Here is an 18850-nt window from a genome sequence, read left to right on the forward strand (position 1 = left end):
GCCGTTTTCACTAGCCCATCAAACCGGCGCCTTCCAACTCAACATCTGCTGCTGCGCCACCTGCAGCAAATCATTGCCATCCTGCGTCAGCAGGTACAGCGCATGGGTGATGTGTGGAATGTCCTGCACGTCGGCGTGCTTGAAGCACAGGCAATGCAGGGTTTCGAGCAGGTCGGCGGCGGCGCGGATGCGCTGGACGGCGGCTTCGAGGATGTCTTTCGGGTTGGCTTGGGTGTCGATGAGCAGCGTCGGGGTTTCGGTGACGTTGCTGCTGAGGGGGAGATAGCGGTTGTGCAACAATTTGATTATTCGCATTTTGATTACTCGATTGTTTCAAAAGTAACCGCCGACACCGTGACCAAACGGTGGGAGGCGGACCGTGTACAGGCTTGGTCAACCGAGAACAATCAACTCAGCTCGCCCGAAGGCGTCCTGCACACGGCCGCCACAGCTATGCACTTCACGGTCAAAGAACTCCGCGGAGCAGATGATGGCACATATGCAATCGATTATTCCCGGGTGACCAAACCCGAACCACTGATTTTGCAGCGGCAACCGACAATAACCGCCCCGCTCCAGCCGCCGAAAGCAGACAAGGCACCAGCCTTTGTAGGAATTCGCCAAACCTTCCTGAGAAAACCGCCGCACTCCCTGACAGCCGGCGTTCAGCTCGGTTAACCATCCCTTAACGCCGTGGTCAAAAACTCTACTGAACCGCACGCCCTCAGCCATTCTGGCTGTTGCCCAGTGCGGCAGGTTCGGGTGCATCACGCCGAACGCTAGAACCGCCACTCGGGAGTCCTTTCATGAACATTCGTCGTTTATTGCTCACCGCCGCCCTCGCCTGCACCGCGTTTGCCGGGCTGGCCCAGGCCAATGACACCTCTGCCACTTCCAAAGCCGTGCCGTATGAGTACGGCATGCCGCTGCAGGTGGCCAAGGTGGTGTCGTTGACCGAGCCGCCAACACAACTGTGCAAAGTGGTTACGGCCGACATGAAGTACATCGACAACGCCGGTAAGCCTGAGGAAATCAGCTACCGGAAATTGTCTGACGCGTGCAACTTCCAGAACTGACAGAAACGTCTGATTTGCGGGTTTGCGGTAGGCGTGGGGAGTTTCGGCGGTTATGCTCGGAGCCCTCCTCACTGCCGCAAGGATTCGCCATGCAGTTGTCGTTTCGCACGTTGTCGGGCTTCACGTGTTCGTTGTGTTTTTTGCTGGCGCTGGCCTGGGGCGTTTTCCCGGAGAGGCTGCTGGCGATCTGGAGCATCGAGTATTCCGACGCTGCCGGATTTGTCGCGCGGCGCAGTGCAGTGCTGTTTGCGGCGTTGGGGGTGATGTTTTATCTGGTGCGCAATGCACCGCCGTCGCTGGGGCGCAATGCGCTGAGCAATGGGTTTATCGTCGGTTGTTTTGGTTTGGCGGTGTTGGGGTTTGCGGAATGGCTGAACGGTCATGCCGGCCCCGGGATTTTGCTCGCGGTGCTGGTCGAGTTCGCGCTGGGCCTTGGTTTTGTGCAGGCCCGGCGCGTGACGGTCGAACTGGGTGAAACGGTGCGTTAAACGACTCTGGAGCGTGGGCTGTAGTGGTGTTGCACAGTTTGCTGGTTCAGATCCGATCGCAGCCCGGCGATCAGTTCGTTGATTTCACGACAGCCGTTGAGATGGCTGGCGTCGATGCCACTGACCAGCAGATCGACCTGATCGGTCTGGTGATCGCCGAAAACCTTGACGGTCATCGACAAGTCCGGCGACAGCGTGCACTGGCAGCGTTTCGGCAGAAAACTGCTTTCAATGATATTGCGTAGTTCCAAGGCAGACAGAAACATGGCGAAACCCTCTCCTTACTGTGAGATGCCAATCAAGTATTCACGCTGACCGTTGCTGCCCCTGCACGGGTGTGTCCCCGCTGTTTCCCTGGTGCGACAAGCGGTGGTACTGCGAAATGCCCATTGGAGTGTAGGCGCCCAAGGCCGGTGCGCCGCACTGAAAAGACGCATAAAGCGTGCCTTTCATCGGTTCATTTTCACCCTCATGAAATCAAGCACTTGGCGGCGGTGCCAGTATTTGGCTACTTGCAAATTGCAAGAATGGATCGTGCAGGCACTGCAATTTGCAACTCGACGCCGGTTTGCATTCGTGGGTTATGACGGTAAGAATGCCCGTTATCCACCCTACACCCGCACGGAGGCTTCCATGGGTTCTTTACGCGTCTACGCGACCACCGGCTTGTTCATCGCCAGCCTGTCCACCCTCGCCCACGCCGCCAAGCTTGAGGACGTCGCGCCGTATCCGAAAGCTGAAGCCGGGTTCACCCGCCAGGTCATTCACTTGCCCAAGCAAGAGCAGGAAGAGAACTTCCAGGTGGAAATTCTCGCCGGCAAGACCCTTGAAGTGGACTGCAACCGCCAGCGTTTGGGCGGCGTTCTCGATGAGAAGAATCTTGAAGGTTGGGGTTATCCGTTCTATCGACTGGAAAAGGTCATCGGCCCGATGAGCACGATGATGGCCTGCCCACCTGGCAGCCAGAAGAAACGTGCGTTCGTGCCGGTCGTCGGTGACGGCTTCATGCTGCGGTACAACAGCAAGTTACCAGTCGTGGTCTATGCGCCGTCAGACGTCGAAGTGCGATATCGCATCTGGTCGGCGTCGGGCAAAGTCGGTACAGCCCTGCAGGAATAACCCGAACAAGGAGTCCGTTGCGTGATTACCTGCCACGTCAGATATGTCATCGATCCATACCAGTTGCCCGAGTTCGAGGCATACGCCAAGGCCTGGCTCGGCATCGTCGAGCGCTTGGGCGGCACTCATCACGGCTATTTTTTGCCGTCCGAAGGCGCGAGCAACATCGCTTATTGCCTGTTCAGTTTTCCGTCGCTGGCGGATTACGAAAGCTATCGGCACATCGCGATGACCGATCCGGAAAGCACCGCACTGGTGGCCAGCCTGGTCGAGAAGAAGTTCATCGTCAGCTACGAGCGCAGCTTCCTGCGCCCTTTGCTGCCGTAAGCCGCTTCACGCCGAGACGCCGCACAACGCGGCGCGCTCGGCGACATGGCGCAGGCTGTCGAAGTTGATATTGGCGCCCGAGTCAATCGCCACGAATGTCTGCTCGCGCACCCCGGTTCGCGCTACGTATTGCTTGATCCCGGCCACGGCCAAGGCGCCGGACGGTTCGGTGATCGAGCGGGTATCGTCGTAGATATTCTTGATCGCTGCGCAGAGGTCGTCATTGCTGACGGTGATTACCTCGTCGACGCAAAAGCGGCAAACCTCAAACCCGAACGCGCCGATCTGCGCTACCGCCACGCCATCGGCGAAAGTGCCGACGCTGGGCAGCACCACGCGCTGATCCGATTCCAATGCAGCCTTCAGGCACGCTGAATGTTCCGATTCGACGCCGATGATCCGCACTTCCGGGCGCAGATATTTGACGTAAGCCGCGATGCCGGCGATCAGACCGCCACCGCCCACCGGGATGAAGATCGCGTCCAGGGTGCCTTGATGCTGGCGGAGGATTTCCATCGCCACGGTGCCCTGCCCGGCGATTACCTCCGGGTCATCGAACGGTGACACGAAGGTGCGTCCAGTCTGCTCCGCCAGTTGCAGTGCATGGGCCAGCGCGAACGGGAAACTCTCGCCATGCAGCATCGCTTCAGCGCCACGACTGCGCACACCCAGCACTTTCAGTTCCGGCGTTGTCGCCGGCATGACGATGGTCGCCGCGATCCCCAGTTCGCGCGCTGCCAGCGCCACGCCTTGCGCGTGATTGCCGGCCGAGGCGGTGATCACCCCACGCGCCTTCTGCTCGTCACTGAGTTGCACCAGTTTGTTGTAGGCGCCACGGATCTTGAAGGAGAACGTCGGTTGCAGGTCTTCGCGCTTGAGCAGAACCCGGTTGCCCAGCGCCTCCGACAGCGCCGGCGCCGCTTGCAAAGGCGTGCGCACCGCGAGGTCGTACACCGGCGCGGCGAGGATCTTTTTCACGTAGTGCTCAAGCAGGGTTTGCTGATCGGGGCTGTGCGGCATGGTCGTCTCCTGACATTTTTCAAAACCCTGGAGACAGAAAGTAAAAACCCGCCTCTAGGGCGGGTTGGGTGCTGCAGTCGTGAGCTAGCCCGCCGAATGAGGAATGGCGGTAATAATGCTTGGCTGGCAGCGCGATACAGTCGAAGTCATGGGCTGGAAATTAGCCTGTGCGCTAATGGCAAGTCAATGGCCAATTTTGCGCGGTGACGTTAGTCTGGCGACTCTCTCATCACACCAAGGAAGGATTGCATGATGTCTATCGCCCTGCCCCTCACGGCTTTGCTCGCGTTCAGCGGTTACACCGTTTCGGTGATGCTTCAGGCTGAACAGTCGTTGATCGATTTTGGCATCAGCCTGATGTCGCGGCCCGATACCGCGCAGGTGGTGATTGATCTGTATCTGCTGGCGACTCTGGCCGGGGTGTGGATGGTCAAGGATGCCCGGTCGCGTGGGCAGTCGATTTGGTCGGTGCTGCCTTATTTGTTGTTGACGGCGGTTTTCGTGTCGATCGGGCCGTTGTTGTATCTGGTGGTGCGTGGGGTTCGCGAGCGCAACAGGAAGGCGGTGGATCTGGCTCGGGTGGGTTGATCCGGGTTATCGGATGCCGGGTAGATTGCCTTCGCGAGCAGGCTCGCTCCCACAGGGGTTGGTGTCAGCACTGGCAAGGTGTATGTCGTTCAAGAATGCCTGATCAACCCAGATGTCAACTGTCAAGTCTGACAGTTATGCCGCCAACCCTGATGCGGTAACTTGAGCCTTCACCGGGAGCTTGCTCCCTTCGAGGTCATACGTCAGGAGCATGAGCGATGAGTGATTCGGAGTACACATCTACAGGAGAGTTTTCTGCCGAGACGGAAGGTGGTGAACGCTTGTTGTTTCATACGACGTTAGTGAATCTGGCCATCAGCTCTCGCCCGGTGCCTGTCCCTTTTTGGCAAGCTATTGGCGATCAGGAATTCGACGGACCGCTTCCGCGGCGACACGCCTATCTGAGTGTCTATTTCCCTGTGGGGGTAACAGCTGGCACTTATCCGCTGACCAGGGACGGCGACTTTCGAGGAAGCTATGCGGTCGGCACTCTTGGTGATGCGGAGTCGTACTATTCAACGTCAGGACAAATAACGCTAACTATCGTGCCGTCAGAAGAAGGTGAGCGAGTGGAGGGCACAGTGTTTTTTACAGCTCTGAATGAAAAAAACGGGCAGCAAGTCTTTATCAAAAATGGCAAGTTCAACATGACAAATTAGACCTTTACCTCGGCTGCAACCAGAGCCGGGGTAAACATTGGCTGGGTTAGCCCGGCGTTCTCGCAACCCGGCTACCTCAGCCCCGCTTAATCGCAACATACGCCGCCGTTTCATACGGCACCGTCACCACATCCCTGTCACGCAGTTCCGGCTCGGCGATAATCAACGCACGAATCTGCTCATCGACCTTTGCCCGCTGCGCATCCGGCAGTGCGGCGATGAAACTGGTTGAGCGCACTCGATTGAATATCACGTCTTCCGGCGAACCCGCATGAGCATGGTGGAACCTCACAACCTGCAGCGCTTCGAACGCCGGGTGCGGAAATGCTGTGCGCCAGGCGCCGGTGTAATAGCGCGGCGTGTCAGCTTCCAGTGCGTTGACGATGGCGTCCAGTTTCGGCACCCAACTGACCTGGGTGTCGCGCAGATTCCAGATCAACCCCAACTGGCCACCGGGCTTGAGTACCCGGGCGATTTCCGTCAGCGCTTCGCTGCTGGCGAACCAGTGAAACGCTTGTGCGCAGATCACCACATCGACTGAAGCGTCCGGCAACGGCAGGTCAGTCGCCGTACCGCTCACGGCCAGCACATCGGGCCATGCATCAGAGAGTTTCTCCAACATCTGCGCTACCGGCTCAACCGCGATCACTTGCGCGCCGGTCGCCACTAGACGTCCGGTGAACTTGCCGGTGCCGGCGCCCAGATCGATCACGGTTTTATGACGATCCAGACCCAGGGTCGCATTCAGCCACTCGGTCACCTGCGGCGGATAGTCCGGCCGACCTTTCACATAGGTGTCGGCAGCGGTTTTGTAGCCCGCAGCGGCTGAATGATGGACGTGATCGGTCATGGCAACTCTCCTTACGGCAAACATCGGATCGACGGCAGACGCTCCCGAGCATAGCGCTTGAATTTACGCTGAACTTGAACAGTCACTGATAAAGCAATGAATAAAAATTCACCCTGTGGTGTTCAAAGTGAAACATATCCCCTTGTGGAGCCTTGCCCATGACTATCCGTTCCGTTATGTTCGCCGCCCCGTTGCTGCTGGTCGCGGCGATGTCCAGCCAGTTGGCCTTGGCCAATGGTGATGAAGAAGCACCGGTGCAGAAACCGGAATGTCCGAAAGGCCAGGTCTGGGACAGCAAAACGCAGAAGTGTGTGCTGCAAACCAGCAGCCTGCTGCCGGACGCTGACCGTACCGATTACGCCTATCGCCTCGCCAAGGCCGGTCGCTACGAAGAAGCCCTGGCGCTGCTCGACACGCTGAAACAACCGAACACCGCCAAGGCTCTCAACTATCGCGGATATGCAACGCGCAAGCTGGGAAGAACAGACGAAGGCATCGGTTATTACCTGCAATCGGTGAAGCTTGATCCGCAATACGCGCAAGTGCGCGAATACCTCGGTGAGGCCTATGTGATCAAAGGCCGCGTCGATCTGGCGCAGGAACAGTTGCAGCAGATCAAATCGATTTGCGGTACGTCCTGCGAGGAATACCAGGACCTGGCCGAAGCCATCAACGTTTCATCAAAAACCTGAGCATTTATAAGGGCAGCCATCATCGTCAGCGATCAGGCCTTCAGAGCAGAACTCGGACAGCATCTGGCGCGACTGTGGCGTTACGGTTTGCTGCTGTCGCGCAATCGGCATTTGGCCGAGGACCTGGTGCAGGCCACGTGTGTGCGGGCGCTGGAGCGCGCCGGTCAATACGTCGCCGGCACGCGTATGGATCGCTGGTTGCTGAGTATTCTGCATTCGATCTGGCTCAACGAAGTGCGCGCTCGCCGCGTACGTCAGGGCGCGGGCCAGGTGGATGCCGATGGCCAACTGGCGTTCGATGGCGAGTATGCGGCGCAGACTCACGTCATGGCCGCGCAAGTGATTCGCCGCGTCGATGCGTTGCCCGAAACCCAGCGCGAAACCGTGTATCTGGCCTATGTCGAAGGTTTGTCCTACCGCGAAGTTGCCGAGATCCTGCAAGTACCGATCGGCACGGTCATGAGCCGTCTGGCCACCGCCCGCCTGAAACTCGCCGAATACCCGCCACTGCAGGCTGTGCCGAAATCCACCGAAGGAGACCGTTGATGAACACACCTTCGGATGAACAATTGGTCGCCTACCTGGACGGCGAACTTGACGGCGGATATCGCGATCAACTCGACAGTGCCATTACCGAAGATCCGTTACTGAGCCTGCGCGTGCAATGGCTCAGCCGCAGCAACCTGCCGTACAAGAACGCTTATGACGAACTGGCGCAACAGGCGCCGCTGGATCGCCTGCAAGCGCGGCTGGATGCCATTCCTTCACCGCAGCGTCCGGGCTTCAGTCGCCGCTGGTTTATCGGTGGCGCCGCAGCAGCGCTATTGGCCGGTGGCGTGGTGGCCGACCGCTTGTTCCTCGGCTGGCATGCCGCGCAATCGAACAACTGGCGCGTATTGGTCAGCGACTATATGGCGCTGTATGTGCCGCAGACGCTCGATCATCTGCCCACCGACGAAGCTTCCCAACGGGCGCAACTGCGCACCGTCGATGCGCGCCTGGGCCTGAACCTTTCGCCAGCGACTTTGAAGCTACCGGGCGCTGAATTCAAACGGGCACAAATGCTTGAGTACGACGGTGTGCCGATTGCGCAGATCGTTTATCTGGATGCGAAGCATGGGCCATTGGCGCTGTGTGTCACGCGCTCAAACAGCGGCAGTCGGCCGTTGGCCCATGAGCGTCGGCGTGAGATGAATGTGGTGTACTGGACAGAGCGTGAGCATGCGTGGATGTTGATTGGCCGTCATTCGTCGGCGGAACTGGAGCAGCATGCGGGACTGGTGCGCGCGCAGCTGCTGAAAGTGTAAGAAAACTGCAGGCCTGCGCCGTCTCTAAATCGCGGACAACCAGCGCTGAAGTTGGCGACTGATTCGGCGCCTTCGCGAGCAGGCTCACTCCTACAGGGAGTTCTTCGCAGGCTAGACGGTAGTGGGTAACCACAATCTGAAGCGCGCACCGCCCAACGGCGAAGACTCAACCGTCAACGTGCCACCCTGCGCTTCCAGTGCGCGACGGCTGATCGCCAGACCAAGACCAAACCCACCCGTAGCCCGATCCCGACTGCGATCAAGTCGATAGAACGGCTCGAAAATCCGCTCACGCTCATCATCGGGAATGCCGATGCCGTCATCATCGACCCAGATCTCACAGCCCTCGGCATTGACCTGCACGCCAATCTGAATGCGTTTTTCGCAATAGCGCATGGCGTTGCGCAGCAGATTCTGGATCGCCCGCGCGGTCAGGCGTGGATCGAGCGAGAAGCGTTCGAGCTGACCGTGCAGCAAAACATCAATGACGATCTCCGGCGATTCCAGCTCTTCATCGACACTGCCCAGAATGCTGTCGATGAATTCATCCAGCGACACTTCGACCTGCTCCGGCGTTTGCGCCGGATTCTGCAAGCGACTGTATGACAACAGCTCCAACACCAACTCATCGAGTTCGCGGATGTGCGCGACCAGTCCCAACAAGCGCTCGCGACTGGCAGCCGGCAAATCGTCCGAGAGCGCCAGCGCCAGACCGAAATCCAGACGCGTCAGCGGCGTGCGCAGTTCATGGGACACGGCGTTGAGCAGATCACGTTGTTGGTTGAGCAGGTTTTCGATGTCACCGGCCATGGTGTCAAAGACATTAGCGAGGCTGCCGATGTTTGAGCTTGGGGCGATTTCCGTGCGCTCGCTCAAATGGCCCTTGCCAAAGCGTTCGGCGGTGCCTTTGAGCCGTTCCAGATCACGCCAGTGGGGGCGCAGCCACATCAGCAGGCAGGCGAGCAGCGTCGCGCCGACCAGCACATTGATGCTCCAGTACAACAGATTGACGTCCATCGGGTCCGGCGGCACGACCATTTGCACGGCCGAGATGTCGTCCAGCGGCGTCACCGCCAGCGTGCGCCAGCCCCAATCGCCAATGCGCACGACGTTTTCACCACGGCGCAGGCGCTCCTGCTCGATAGCGGTGAACTCGGCATCGTCGATCCGCGCGAGAACGATGTGCAGTGGCTGGAAATCCTTGTCCATCGACGCCGCCAGCGCCGGCCACTGCGCCTGCGGCACGGCGTGAAACTGGCGGGTAATCAGCGATTGCAGACCGCGCGAATAATCGAGGTTGTAAGTGACAAAGCGATCCCGGAACGCCATGACCACCAGATCCGGCACCAGATAGATCGCCGCGCTGTAGGAGACGATCGTCACCAGATACAGGCGAAACAGGATGCGAAACATCAGTTCAGCATTCCCACTCGGAACGGCTGAACAGATAGCCCTTGCCCCACACGGTCTTGATCTTGCGTGCCTCGCCAGCGTGGTCGTCGAACTTGCGGCGCAGCTTGGATATCGCTACATCCACCGAGCGGTCGGTGCCGTTGAATTCGATACCGCGCAGGCGTTGCAGGATCTGATCGCGGCTCAACACTTCACCGGCGTGTCGCGCCAATACCACGAGCAAGTTGTATTCGCCGCTGGACAACTCGACCGGTTGATCACGCCAGGTGACGGTGCGTTCAGACAGGTCGATGCACAGATTACCCATGACAATGCGGTCGTTGACGGTCAACGGTTCACCGAGGCTGCTGCGGCGCAACAAGGTGCGCACACGCGCCAGCAACACGCGCGGCTCGCACGGTTTGGTGACGTAATCGTCGGCGCCCATTTCCAGGCCCAGCACCTGATCGTGACTGTCATCGCGAGCCGTCAGCATCAGGATCGGCAACGTCGCCGAATCAGCGCGCAGCAAACGGCAGACTTGCAGGCCATCGAGGCCCGGCAGCATCAGGTCGAGGATCACCAGATCCGGCGGATTGACTCGCGCCCGCTCACGCACATGGTCGCCACGGCCGATCACGCTGACGGAATAACCGTTGCGTTCCAGGTAGCTGGAAATCAGTTCGGCGAGGGCGGTGTCGTCTTCGACCAGGAGGATGTTGGGCATGGGGTGATCCAGAAAGTGCTGTGGCGACTGATAAGGCCCATTCGCGAGCAGGCTCGCTCCCACACTTGGAATGCGATCCCTTGTGGGAGCGAGCCTGCTCGCGAAAGCTATCTATCTGTCGCAATAAATTTCAAGACCTGAAGGATATACGCCCTCACCCGTCCCTGAGCAAAACCCTTACACAATTTCACACAGCGCCTACAAAGCTTCACCGCTAATCTCGGCGTCTGCCCGTAGGATGCGGACATCAATATTGGGGGTTGTACATGTCGAACAAACTGCTGGCCGGGCTCGGCCTGATCGCGATGGCGCTGACACTGAGCGGCTGTGATTCGTCCTCGAAGGCAGAGGATCAGACGCCACCGGCCACGGTGCGCATCGAGACGATCGAAGCGCATCCCCTGTCGATCAGCAGCGAACTCAGCGGCCGCATCGCCGCGCCACGTATCGCCGAAGTGCGGGCACGGGTAGCCGGTGTGGTCTTGCAGCGCACCTTCCGCGAAGGCAGTGACGTGAAAAAGGGCGATGTGCTGTTCCGCATCGACCCGGCGCCGTTCAAGGCTGACCTCGACAGCGCCGAAGCCGCACTGCGCAAGGCAGAAGCCAATGCGTTCCAGGCAAAACTGCAAGAGCAGCGCTATGCCCAGTTGATCGATGACCAGGCCATTAGCGGCCAGGACTACGACAACGCCCGCGCCAATGCCCGGCAAACTGCCGCTGACGTTGCGGCCAACAAGGCTGCCGTCGAGCGCGCAAAACTGAACCTCGGTTATGCCACCGTCACCGCACCGATTTCCGGTCGCGTCGGCCGGGCGCTTGTCACCGAAGGCGCACTGGTCGGGCAAAACGAAACCACACCACTGGCGCTGATCCAGCAGCTCAACCCGATCCACGCCGACCTCACCCAGTCGACCCGTGAACTCAACGAATTGCGCCGCGCGTTCCGCTCCGGGCAGTTGCAGGAAGTCGGCCAGGATCAGGTCAAAGCCACGCTGATTCAGGATGACGGCAGCCTGTATCCACTGCCGGGCAAGCTGCTGTTCAGCGACATCACTGTCGACCCGGGTACCGGCCAGATCATCCTGCGCAGCGAATTCCCCAACCCGGATCTCGACTTGCTGCCGGGCAGTTTCATTCGCGTGCGTCTGGAGCAGGCCACCATCCAGAACGGCATCACCGTACCGCAACGTGCCGTGCAGCGTGACAGCGCCGGCATTGCTCAGGTGCTGACCGTCGATGAGCAGATGCGCGTCGCCGAGCAACCGGTGCAACTGGGCGCGGTGCAGAACAATCGTTGGATCGTCACCGGCGGCCTCAAGCCCGGCGACCGCATCGTCATCGAAGGCCTGCAACACGCCCGTCCCGGCGAAAAAGTACAGATCGACGACACCCCTCTTCCACTTGCCCAGACCTCTGGTCAGTAAGCAGGACGCTTTTCTATGCCGCAGTTCTTTATCGACCGCCCGGTGTTTGCCTGGGTCGTCGCGTTGTTCATCCTGTTGGCCGGTGCGCTGGCCATCCCGCAGTTGCCGGTGGCGCAATACCCCGACGTCGCCCCGCCGCAGATCGAAATCTACGCCGTGTATCCAGGCGCCTCGGCGCAGACCGTCGATGAAAGCGTGGTCAGCCTGATCGAGGAAGAGCTCAACGGCGCCGATCACTTGCTGTACTTCGAATCGCAAAGCAGCCTCGGCAGCGCGACGATCAAAGCCACGTTCCAGCCGGGCACCAATCCGGAACTGGCGCAGGTCGACGTGCAAAACCGCCTCAAGGTGGTCGAGTCGCGCTTGCCGCAAGCGGTGAATCAACAAGGCTTGCAGGTGGAAAAAGTCTCGTCCGGCTTTCTGTTGCTGATCACCCTGACCTCCAGCGACGGCAAGCTCGATGACGTGGCGCTCAGTGATTATCTGGCGCGCAACGTGATGAACGAGATCAAGCGTCTGGAAGGCGTCGGCAAGGCTCAGTTGTATGGCGCCGAACGGGCCATGCGCATCTGGATCGATCCGCAGAAGCTGATCGCGTTCAACCTGACACCGGCTGACGTCAATGAAGCCATCGTGGCGCAGAACGCCCAGGTGTCCGCTGGCAGCATCGGTGATTTGCCCAATCCGTCCAGTCAGGAAATCACTGCGACGATTCTGGTGAAAGGTCAGTTGTCGACGCCGCAAGAGTTCGCCGACATTGTCCTCAAGGCCAATCGCGACGGCTCGACCGTGCGTATCGGCGATGTCGCACGCGTGGAAATCGGCAGTCAGGAATACCAGTTCGGCACGCGCCTCAATGGCAAGCCGTCCACCGCCGTTGGCGTGCAGCTGTCGCCGGGGGCCAACGCGCTGAACACCGCGACGCTGGTGCGGGCGAAGATGGATGAACTGGCGCGCTACTTCCCGGCGGGCGTGGAATACAAGATCCCGTACGACACCTCGCCATTCGTCAAAGTCTCGATCACCAAAGTGATTTACACCCTGGGCGAGGCGATGTTGCTGGTGTTCGCGGTGATGTTCCTGTTCCTGCAGAACGTGCGCTACACGCTGATCCCGACACTGGTGGTACCGGTGGCGCTGATGGGCACGTTCGCGACCATGCTGGCGCTGGGCTTCTCGATCAACGTGCTGACCATGTTCGGCATGGTGCTGGCCATCGGCATTCTGGTCGACGACGCGATTGTCGTGGTCGAGAACGTCGAGCGGATCATGGCCACCGAGGGTCTGTCGCCCAAGGAAGCCACGCGCAAGGCCATGACGCAGATCACCGGCGCAATCATCGGCATCACCCTGGTGCTGGTCGCGGTGTTTATTCCGATGGCGTTCATGCAAGGTTCGGTCGGGGTGATTTACCAGCAGTTCTCGCTGTCGATGGCGACGTCGATTCTGTTCTCGGCGTTCCTCGCCCTGACCCTGACACCGGCACTGTGCGCGACGCTGCTCAAGCCCATAGCCAAGGGCGAACATCATGAGAAGTCCGGGTTCTTCGGCTGGTTCAACCGCCGCTTCGAGCACCTGACCGATCGCTATCAGGGCTGGGTCGGCTATGCGCTGAAACGCAGTGGTCGTTACCTGCTGATCTACGTTGTGCTGTTGGTAGGACTGGGGCTGTGCTTCGCGCGTCTGCCCTCCTCGTTCCTGCCGGTGGAAGATCAGGGTTACACCATCACTGACATTCAGCTGCCGCCCGGTGCGACCAAGAATCGTACGGTAGCCGTGGCTGAACAGCTTGAGGCGCATAACGCCGGCGAGCCTGGGATCAGTGACACGGTGGTGATCCTCGGTTTCAGCTTCTCCGGTAGCGGCCAGAACGCCGCGTTGGCGTTCTCGACGCTGAAGGATTGGTCGCAGCGCAGCAGCGATGATTCCGCCAGCTCGATTGCTGATCGCGCCAATATCGCGCTGAGCGAGATCAAGGACGCCATGGCGTTCTCGGTACTGCCACCGCCCGTGGATGGCCTCGGCACCTCGAGCGGTTTCGAATTCCGTTTGCAGGACCGCGGTGGCCTCGGCCATGCGACCTTGATGCAGGCACGTACAGAACTGCTCGCGGCGGCGGAAAAAAGTCCGGTGTTGATGAACGTGCGTGAAAGCGCGCTGGCCGAAGCGCCGCAGGTGCAATTGGTCGTTGATCGCAAGCAGGCAAATGCCTTGGGCGTATCGTTCGCCGATATCGGCAATGTCCTGTCCACCGCCGTCGGTTCCAGCTATATCAACGATTTCCCCAATCAGGGGCGCATGCAGCGCGTTGTCGTGCAAGCCGAAGGTGATCAGCGCAGCCAGGTCGCCGATCTGCTGAAAATGCATGTACGCAACAACGCCGGACACATGGTGCCGCTGTCGGCGTTCGTCCAGGCCAACTGGGTTCAGGGCCCGGCGCAGTTGACCCGTTATAACGGCTATCCGGCGATCGCGATTTCCGGCGAACCGTCACCGGGGCACAGCACCGGTGAAGCCATGGCGGAAGTAGAGCGTCTGGTTGCGCAGGGGCCGAAAGGTCTGGGCCAGGAATGGACCGGGCTGTCGTTGCAGGAACGCTTGTCCGGCAACCAGGCGCCGATCCTGCTCGGCTTGTCGCTATTGGTGGTGTTCCTGTGTCTGGCGGCACTGTACGAGAGCTGGTCGATTCCGACCTCGGTGTTGCTGGTGGTGCCGCTGGGTGTGCTCGGCGCGGTACTTGCCGTTACGCTGCGCGGCATGCCCAACGATGTGTTCTTCAAGGTCGGTTTGATCACGATTATCGGTCTGTCGGCGAAGAACGCGATCCTGATCATCGAGTTCGCCAAGAGCCTGTATGACGAAGGTCACGACCTGATCGATGCAACGTTGCAGGCAGCCCGCCTGCGTCTGCGGCCGATCGTGATGACTTCGCTGGCGTTCATTCTCGGCGTGGTGCCGCTCGCGATTGCCACGGGCGCAAGCTCGGCGAGTCAGCAAGCGATCGGCACCGGGGTGATCGGCGGGATGATCACCGCCACGCTGGCAGTGATCTTTGTGCCGGTATTCTTTGTTGTCGTCATGAAGCTCGTACAACGATTCACCAAACGCCATTAATCCAAACTGTGGGAGCGAGCCTGCTCGCGAAAGCGTCCGGTCTGCCAACATTGATGTTGAATGTACCGACGCCTTCGCGAGCAGGCTCGCTCCCACAGGGATCTTCATAAACTCGAGCCAGTGGTCATATCCTCCATCGCTGGGCTAAGGTGTCTGAACCACCCTGGCCCATTGAGTCCCCATGCGCTTCCTCGCCCGCACCCACCCTCGCCTGTCTGCCGCGGCCCTCTTCGGCCTCGCCACCGGCCTGCTGGCCCCCGCCGATTCCATCGTCAGCAAAATCCTCATCGGCTGGAACGCCGGTGTCTGGACTTACCTGATACTGATGTTCTGGCTGACCGTGCGTGCCAAGGCCCCGGACGTCAAACGCATCGCTGAAGTCGAAGACGAAAATGCTGGTCTGGTGCTGTTCGTGGTGTGCATCGCTGCGCTGGCGAGTCTGGCGACCATTACCTTCGAGCTGGCCGGCAGTAAGGATCTGGAAACCACGCGCAAGCTCATGCACTACGGTTTCACCGCGCTGACGGTGATTGGTTCGTGGCTGCTGATCGGAGTGATTTTCTGCGTGCATTACGCGAGGTTGTATTACACCTGGGATGGCAAGGAACCGGCGTTGCGCTTTGCCGAAGGGCTGACCACGCCCAACTATTGGGACTTTCTGTACTTCTCGTTCACCATCGGCGTAGCGGTGCAGACGGCGGATGTAGGTGTTGCAACGCGGGATATTCGAAAGATTGTGCTGGCGCAGTCGTTGATCGGGTTTGTGTTCAATACGGCGATCCTCGGGTTCTCGATCAACATTGCAGCAGGGTTGTTCGGCTGAAAAAACACGGCATGTTATAACCGTTAAAAATCACAAAAAAGTACGCCTGTAAACTGTCAACACTGACAGTTTACAGGCGTACTGTATTCAGGCTTCCATACAACATCCAGAAGTAGGACGGGTCAGTCTTTGGATGTCCCCCACCATATTGTATGGAGATAAAACTCATGAGCTATGCAGCCCGTGCCTACGCGACAATCTTTCCAGCTTCAGCGCATACCTATTTGTCGGCCACGATCAACGGCGATGCCAATCCACGCTACAGGTTTGTCAAAGTTCCTCTATTCATGGAGTTTCGATCTACCTCTGCGCCTTCCTTCGGGCCGAAGCCCTACCCGGAAGGCACTCGTTACGTCCTGACAGCTGGATACACAAAGGATGGTGTGACACGAACGCTTGAGTTTGTGTTCCCTTTCAAACCCCAATCGATGACATATGACCTGTCGAAAGATAGCGATGATGTTAGCAGCACCTACTATTCCAATCCCGCGACGGGTGACCTGCACGTCTCTGTGAACGGGAGCCTGACAGTGAAATATGACGACATTGAAAAAACACTGAGTGGTACTTGGTCCGGCACCTATGACCATGGAGGAGAGAACGGCAACGAAGAATTCCCGATCACTGGAGAGTTTGTCGTTGCCGCCGACCTGAGCAAAAGAAAAAACACTTACTGACGACGGAAAAAAGGAAGCTGCGAAGCTTCCTTTTTTTTTGCTGATGCGGTCAGAAATTGAAGCTTAACCCGACACTCCCACCTAGTTCCTGGTCAGCTTTGCTGCCCCTGCTTGTCCCTATCTCACCATACATCTGCCATTTGTTATTGGCTGGCACCCAGTTCAGGCCAGCGGTCAGCTCAAGACTGGTGCTGGACAAATCGTTGTTGAAGTCAGTGTCATTCACGCTGACACGATTGTTATTGACGAATTCATGACTTACCGCCGCGTGCAGCCTGGGTTGCAGTTTGCCGCCATTGTTCAGCACCACCTCGCGGCCAACTGTCATTCCGACCTTGCCGAGCAATGAGCGGGTCTCGTTGCTGTCTACCTGCAGTCCATTGTCCAACTTATAGTCTTTGCCTTTCACGGTCGCTACACCAACCTGAGCAGAGGGCTCGATGAAGTAGCCTCGGTTCAAGTCAATATGCTTACCCAATTCGACGGTTCCACTGATGCCGAAATTATCGAAGTCACCCTTTGTTCGAGTGTCATCGCTCAAGGTGACTTTAACGTCATTACTGAAACGGTTGATTTTGCCAACGGTATCCACGTAGTACCCGGTCATTTCGTCATACCACGACAGATACATCCCGCCATAGGTGCTGTCGATCGTGCCGGCGCTGCCACGGGCAAGGTCAAGGCGAGTGGTGCTGTATCCAACAAAAACCCCGATCAACCATTGGCCATCACCAATCGGCAATGGGGTATCCACCCCCAAGGAGACGCCAGTCTGATTTTGTTTATAACCATCACCGTAGGCATTCTTGACGTTGTACTGATTGGCATGAGTCCGTATCCACAGGCCGGATGTCGCGTTCTGATTATTTGAGTCCAGTGCAGCAACCGATCGCGACCGGGGTTGAGTGCCGGCCATGCGACGGTCGCCGAGGCGGGTATTGAGAGTGGTCATTTCCGAATAGATAACCGTGGGTGCGGTACCGGCAATAGCCAATGCTGTTTGTGAACCTGTGCTCGGCGTTGTCCCATCAGTTCGCAGGAAAATACCTTCGCCCTCTCGCACCAGTTTGTAAGCCAAAGCACCAAGATCAACCTGACCGTTTTTCAGATCGAACTGAGCATCCCCGCCAGCGATGTTAGCCACTTGAACGGGTGCACCAGTGACAGGTTCGCTGGCGCTTGCACCGACCACCAGCTCGTGACGGCCACTGGCTGATTCCGTAACGTTGAGAAAGTCGGTTTCACCGGTGGACACGTCAGCATCCAAAAAAAACCGGCCGTTGCCTGACAAGTTGGCAACGTCCAGGCGGATGAACTCGGCGGGCGTGCCGAATCTCACGTTCCCGCCCTGCATTTCGATATTCGATAACGAATTGTTGCCAACCAGGTTCCATTCAGCGCCACGCCCGATGGACATAGTACTGACGCCTGTAACCGAACCGTGCAGGATCGAGTCGTTGTCCAGCGTCACGACGCCAGTCCCGGAGCCCTGAATGTTACCGGTGAGTATGCTTCGGGTATCGAGCGAAACAGATCCAACGTTGAGCAAATTGCCGTCAAGGCTGGCATTGTTTTGCAAGAAAACGGCGGCGGTTCCACCGTCAGCAACGTCCACATTGCCCGTCAATTGGCTGTTGTCGACCTGAAATCGCGCCGCTGCGCCATCGATGACTTCGAGGATATTGCCGTTACCGCCGATCAGGTTCGAACGGTTAGATATTTCGATCAAGACCGGTTGATCGTCCGGCGTCGCAAAATCGACTTTGATCGCTGCGCCGGTGCGCCCCTGCACGGTTGACCCATCAACCTTCAATACGCTCTGTGCGGTGACATCGCTCGGGTTCAAAACGGTGTCCTCGCCGAAGATGATCCCGTTCTGCTCTCCGATGACCCGGCTGTCTGCACTGATGTTGGCGTTGCCGCCATAAAGTTCGAGGCCAACCCCATCTGCGTCGGTCCCTTCAACCCGGCTGTTCACCAGATTCAACGTACTGAGGGATGTCACCGCTGCACCCGAGAAACCTCCTGCCAGCGTACTGTCTGTGACGGTCGCTGTTGAGCCAACGGGTATGTTCAGGTCGCGCGCAAGCAACAGTGCCCTGCCATCGCTGGACAGCGTACTACCGGATACCACTGCCGAGCTGTCGGTCAAGCTCAGCGCAGTGTCAAAATTGCTACCGGTCACCTTCGCCCCATCCAGAGTCACGAGGGCATCTGCGGAGGCTTCAATCTGTGAAGTGTTGGCGGAATTCGCGTTTAACGTCCCACCGCCGACAACGATGTTAAGCGCATCACCACCATTGAGGTTGAGCGTGGCGGTGGAAGGGATGAACCAGGCTTCTGGCGTAGCACCGACGGATACGGTTTCGACCTCGCCAGGATTGAGATTTCGCGAAAAAGAAGCCTCCGAGAAAGCAACTAGCACTGCGGCGCACGAGAGCGTGCCAGTCATTTTCAAAACTGTCGGTCCCAGTCTTTTTTCGATCGACATATTAACTTCTCATTGAGTTTAATCGGGACGGAAAAACGACGGCTCACATAATCAAGCCCCATCAGTCACCCGTGGT

At 58.6% G+C, this 18850-nt stretch carries 20 protein-coding genes and 1 pseudogene; 14 read left to right on the top strand and 7 right to left on the bottom strand.

Translation table 11 applies throughout. The features are described from left to right. Nucleotides 1-18: 18 nt before the first annotated feature. Complete coding sequence (locus GTU76_RS01315; RefSeq protein WP_180697897.1) at nucleotides 19-315, bottom strand: hypothetical protein; 297 nt, start codon at nucleotides 313-315, stop codon at nucleotides 19-21. On the opposite strand from GTU76_RS01315, the gene GTU76_RS01320 reads away from it, so the two are divergent. The 3 genes from GTU76_RS01320 to GTU76_RS01330 all read left to right on the top strand — a co-directional run bounded on the left by GTU76_RS01320 (nucleotide 292) and on the right by GTU76_RS01330 (nucleotide 1564). Then, complete coding sequence (locus GTU76_RS01320; RefSeq protein WP_180697898.1) at nucleotides 292-678, top strand: hypothetical protein; 387 nt, start codon at nucleotides 292-294, stop codon at nucleotides 676-678. The two genes, GTU76_RS01315 and GTU76_RS01320, sit on opposite strands and share 24 nt — an antisense overlap. Nucleotides 679-806: 128 nt before the next feature. Then, entirely contained in the window at nucleotides 807-1076 is a 270-nt protein-coding gene (locus tag GTU76_RS01325) for a DUF2790 domain-containing protein (protein ID WP_180697899.1), read from the top strand. 89 nt (nucleotides 1077-1165) lie between these two features. Next, entirely contained in the window at nucleotides 1166-1564 is a 399-nt protein-coding gene (locus tag GTU76_RS01330; RefSeq protein WP_026000451.1) for a hypothetical protein, read from the top strand. On the opposite strand, the gene GTU76_RS01335 is transcribed toward GTU76_RS01330, so the two are convergent. Next, nucleotides 1561-1830: a DUF1652 domain-containing protein gene (locus GTU76_RS01335; protein ID WP_007912157.1), complete on the bottom strand. Its 270-nt coding sequence runs from the start codon at nucleotides 1828-1830 to the stop codon at nucleotides 1561-1563. The genes GTU76_RS01330 and GTU76_RS01335 overlap by 4 nt on opposite strands. A gap of 367 nt (nucleotides 1831-2197) precedes the next feature. Between GTU76_RS01335 and eco the strand changes: the two genes are divergently transcribed. Beyond that, nucleotides 2198-2683: a serine protease inhibitor ecotin gene (gene eco, locus GTU76_RS01340; RefSeq protein WP_180697900.1), complete on the top strand. Its 486-nt coding sequence runs from the start codon at nucleotides 2198-2200 to the stop codon at nucleotides 2681-2683. Between the two features lie 21 nt (nucleotides 2684-2704). Next, on the top strand, nucleotides 2705-3010 hold the full coding sequence (locus tag GTU76_RS01345; protein ID WP_064362707.1) for an NIPSNAP family protein: 306 nt from the start codon (nucleotides 2705-2707) through the stop codon (nucleotides 3008-3010). Between the two features lie 24 nt (nucleotides 3011-3034). Here GTU76_RS01345 and ilvA read toward each other — a convergent pair. Further along, nucleotides 3035-4030 (bottom strand): annotated as a pseudogene (ilvA, locus tag GTU76_RS01350) (threonine ammonia-lyase, biosynthetic); the annotation flags it as partial. A gap of 249 nt (nucleotides 4031-4279) precedes the next feature. Here ilvA and GTU76_RS01355 point away from each other — a divergent pair. Beyond that, nucleotides 4280-4618 carry a DUF2834 domain-containing protein gene (locus tag GTU76_RS01355; protein ID WP_016984466.1) on the top strand — a complete coding sequence of 113 codons (339 nt, stop codon included), beginning with the start codon at nucleotides 4280-4282 and terminating at the stop codon, nucleotides 4616-4618. Nucleotides 4619-4836: 218 nt separating this feature from the next. Next, on the top strand, nucleotides 4837-5277 hold the full coding sequence (locus GTU76_RS01360; RefSeq protein ID WP_180697902.1) for a hypothetical protein: 441 nt from the start codon (nucleotides 4837-4839) through the stop codon (nucleotides 5275-5277). Between the two features lie 76 nt (nucleotides 5278-5353). Here the strand turns inward: GTU76_RS01360 and GTU76_RS01365 are convergent, their stop codons facing one another. Further along, nucleotides 5354-6127 (bottom strand): class I SAM-dependent methyltransferase, encoded by a 774-nt coding sequence (locus GTU76_RS01365; RefSeq protein ID WP_180697903.1) that lies wholly within the window; start codon nucleotides 6125-6127, stop codon nucleotides 5354-5356. Between the two features lie 158 nt (nucleotides 6128-6285). Here GTU76_RS01365 and GTU76_RS01370 point away from each other — a divergent pair, with 158 nt between their 5' ends. From GTU76_RS01370 to GTU76_RS01380, 3 genes are all read left to right on the top strand, one after another. Further along, the gene (locus GTU76_RS01370) at nucleotides 6286-6819 is read left to right on the top strand and encodes a tetratricopeptide repeat protein (protein ID WP_180697904.1); all 534 of its coding nucleotides are present in this window, start codon (nucleotides 6286-6288) and stop codon (nucleotides 6817-6819) included. A gap of 63 nt (nucleotides 6820-6882) precedes the next feature. Continuing rightward, a complete protein-coding gene (locus tag GTU76_RS01375) occupies nucleotides 6883-7365 on the top strand; it encodes a sigma-70 family RNA polymerase sigma factor (RefSeq protein WP_219342024.1) in 483 nt (160 codons plus the stop codon). Further along, nucleotides 7365-8126, top strand: a complete 762-nt coding sequence (locus GTU76_RS01380) for an anti-sigma factor (RefSeq protein WP_175554429.1) — start codon at nucleotides 7365-7367, stop codon at nucleotides 8124-8126. The genes GTU76_RS01375 and GTU76_RS01380 overlap by 1 nt, the downstream gene beginning before the upstream one ends. Nucleotides 8127-8237: 111 nt before the next feature. On the opposite strand, the gene GTU76_RS01385 is transcribed toward GTU76_RS01380, so the two are convergent. Then, a complete protein-coding gene (locus GTU76_RS01385) occupies nucleotides 8238-9539 on the bottom strand; it encodes an ATP-binding protein (RefSeq protein ID WP_175554430.1) in 1302 nt (433 codons plus the stop codon). Between the two features lie 4 nt (nucleotides 9540-9543). Next, the gene (locus GTU76_RS01390; RefSeq protein ID WP_016984459.1) at nucleotides 9544-10245 is read right to left on the bottom strand and encodes a response regulator; all 702 of its coding nucleotides are present in this window, start codon (nucleotides 10243-10245) and stop codon (nucleotides 9544-9546) included. Nucleotides 10246-10511: 266 nt separating this feature from the next. Between GTU76_RS01390 and GTU76_RS01395 the strand changes: the two genes are divergently transcribed. The 4 genes from GTU76_RS01395 to GTU76_RS01410 all read left to right on the top strand — a co-directional run bounded on the left by GTU76_RS01395 (nucleotide 10512) and on the right by GTU76_RS01410 (nucleotide 16283). Next, nucleotides 10512-11669 carry an efflux RND transporter periplasmic adaptor subunit gene (locus GTU76_RS01395; protein WP_016984458.1) on the top strand — a complete coding sequence of 386 codons (1158 nt, stop codon included), beginning with the start codon at nucleotides 10512-10514 and terminating at the stop codon, nucleotides 11667-11669. Between the two features lie 15 nt (nucleotides 11670-11684). Further along, nucleotides 11685-14783 (top strand): efflux RND transporter permease subunit, encoded by a 3099-nt coding sequence (locus tag GTU76_RS01400; RefSeq protein WP_180697905.1) that lies wholly within the window; start codon nucleotides 11685-11687, stop codon nucleotides 14781-14783. 181 nt (nucleotides 14784-14964) lie between these two features. Beyond that, the gene (locus GTU76_RS01405) at nucleotides 14965-15606 is read left to right on the top strand and encodes a DUF1345 domain-containing protein (RefSeq protein ID WP_016984456.1); all 642 of its coding nucleotides are present in this window, start codon (nucleotides 14965-14967) and stop codon (nucleotides 15604-15606) included. Between the two features lie 167 nt (nucleotides 15607-15773). Further along, the gene (locus tag GTU76_RS01410; RefSeq protein WP_016984455.1) at nucleotides 15774-16283 is read left to right on the top strand and encodes a hypothetical protein; all 510 of its coding nucleotides are present in this window, start codon (nucleotides 15774-15776) and stop codon (nucleotides 16281-16283) included. A 49-nt stretch (nucleotides 16284-16332) separates the two neighbouring features. Here GTU76_RS01410 and GTU76_RS01415 read toward each other — a convergent pair whose 3' ends face one another. Continuing rightward, complete coding sequence (locus tag GTU76_RS01415; RefSeq protein WP_180697906.1) at nucleotides 16333-18774, bottom strand: autotransporter outer membrane beta-barrel domain-containing protein; 2442 nt, start codon at nucleotides 18772-18774, stop codon at nucleotides 16333-16335. Nucleotides 18775-18850 lie beyond the last annotated feature (76 nt).

It is taken from the genome of Pseudomonas crudilactis, assembly GCF_013433315.1.
Taxonomy (GTDB): domain Bacteria; phylum Pseudomonadota; class Gammaproteobacteria; order Pseudomonadales; family Pseudomonadaceae; genus Aquipseudomonas; species Aquipseudomonas crudilactis.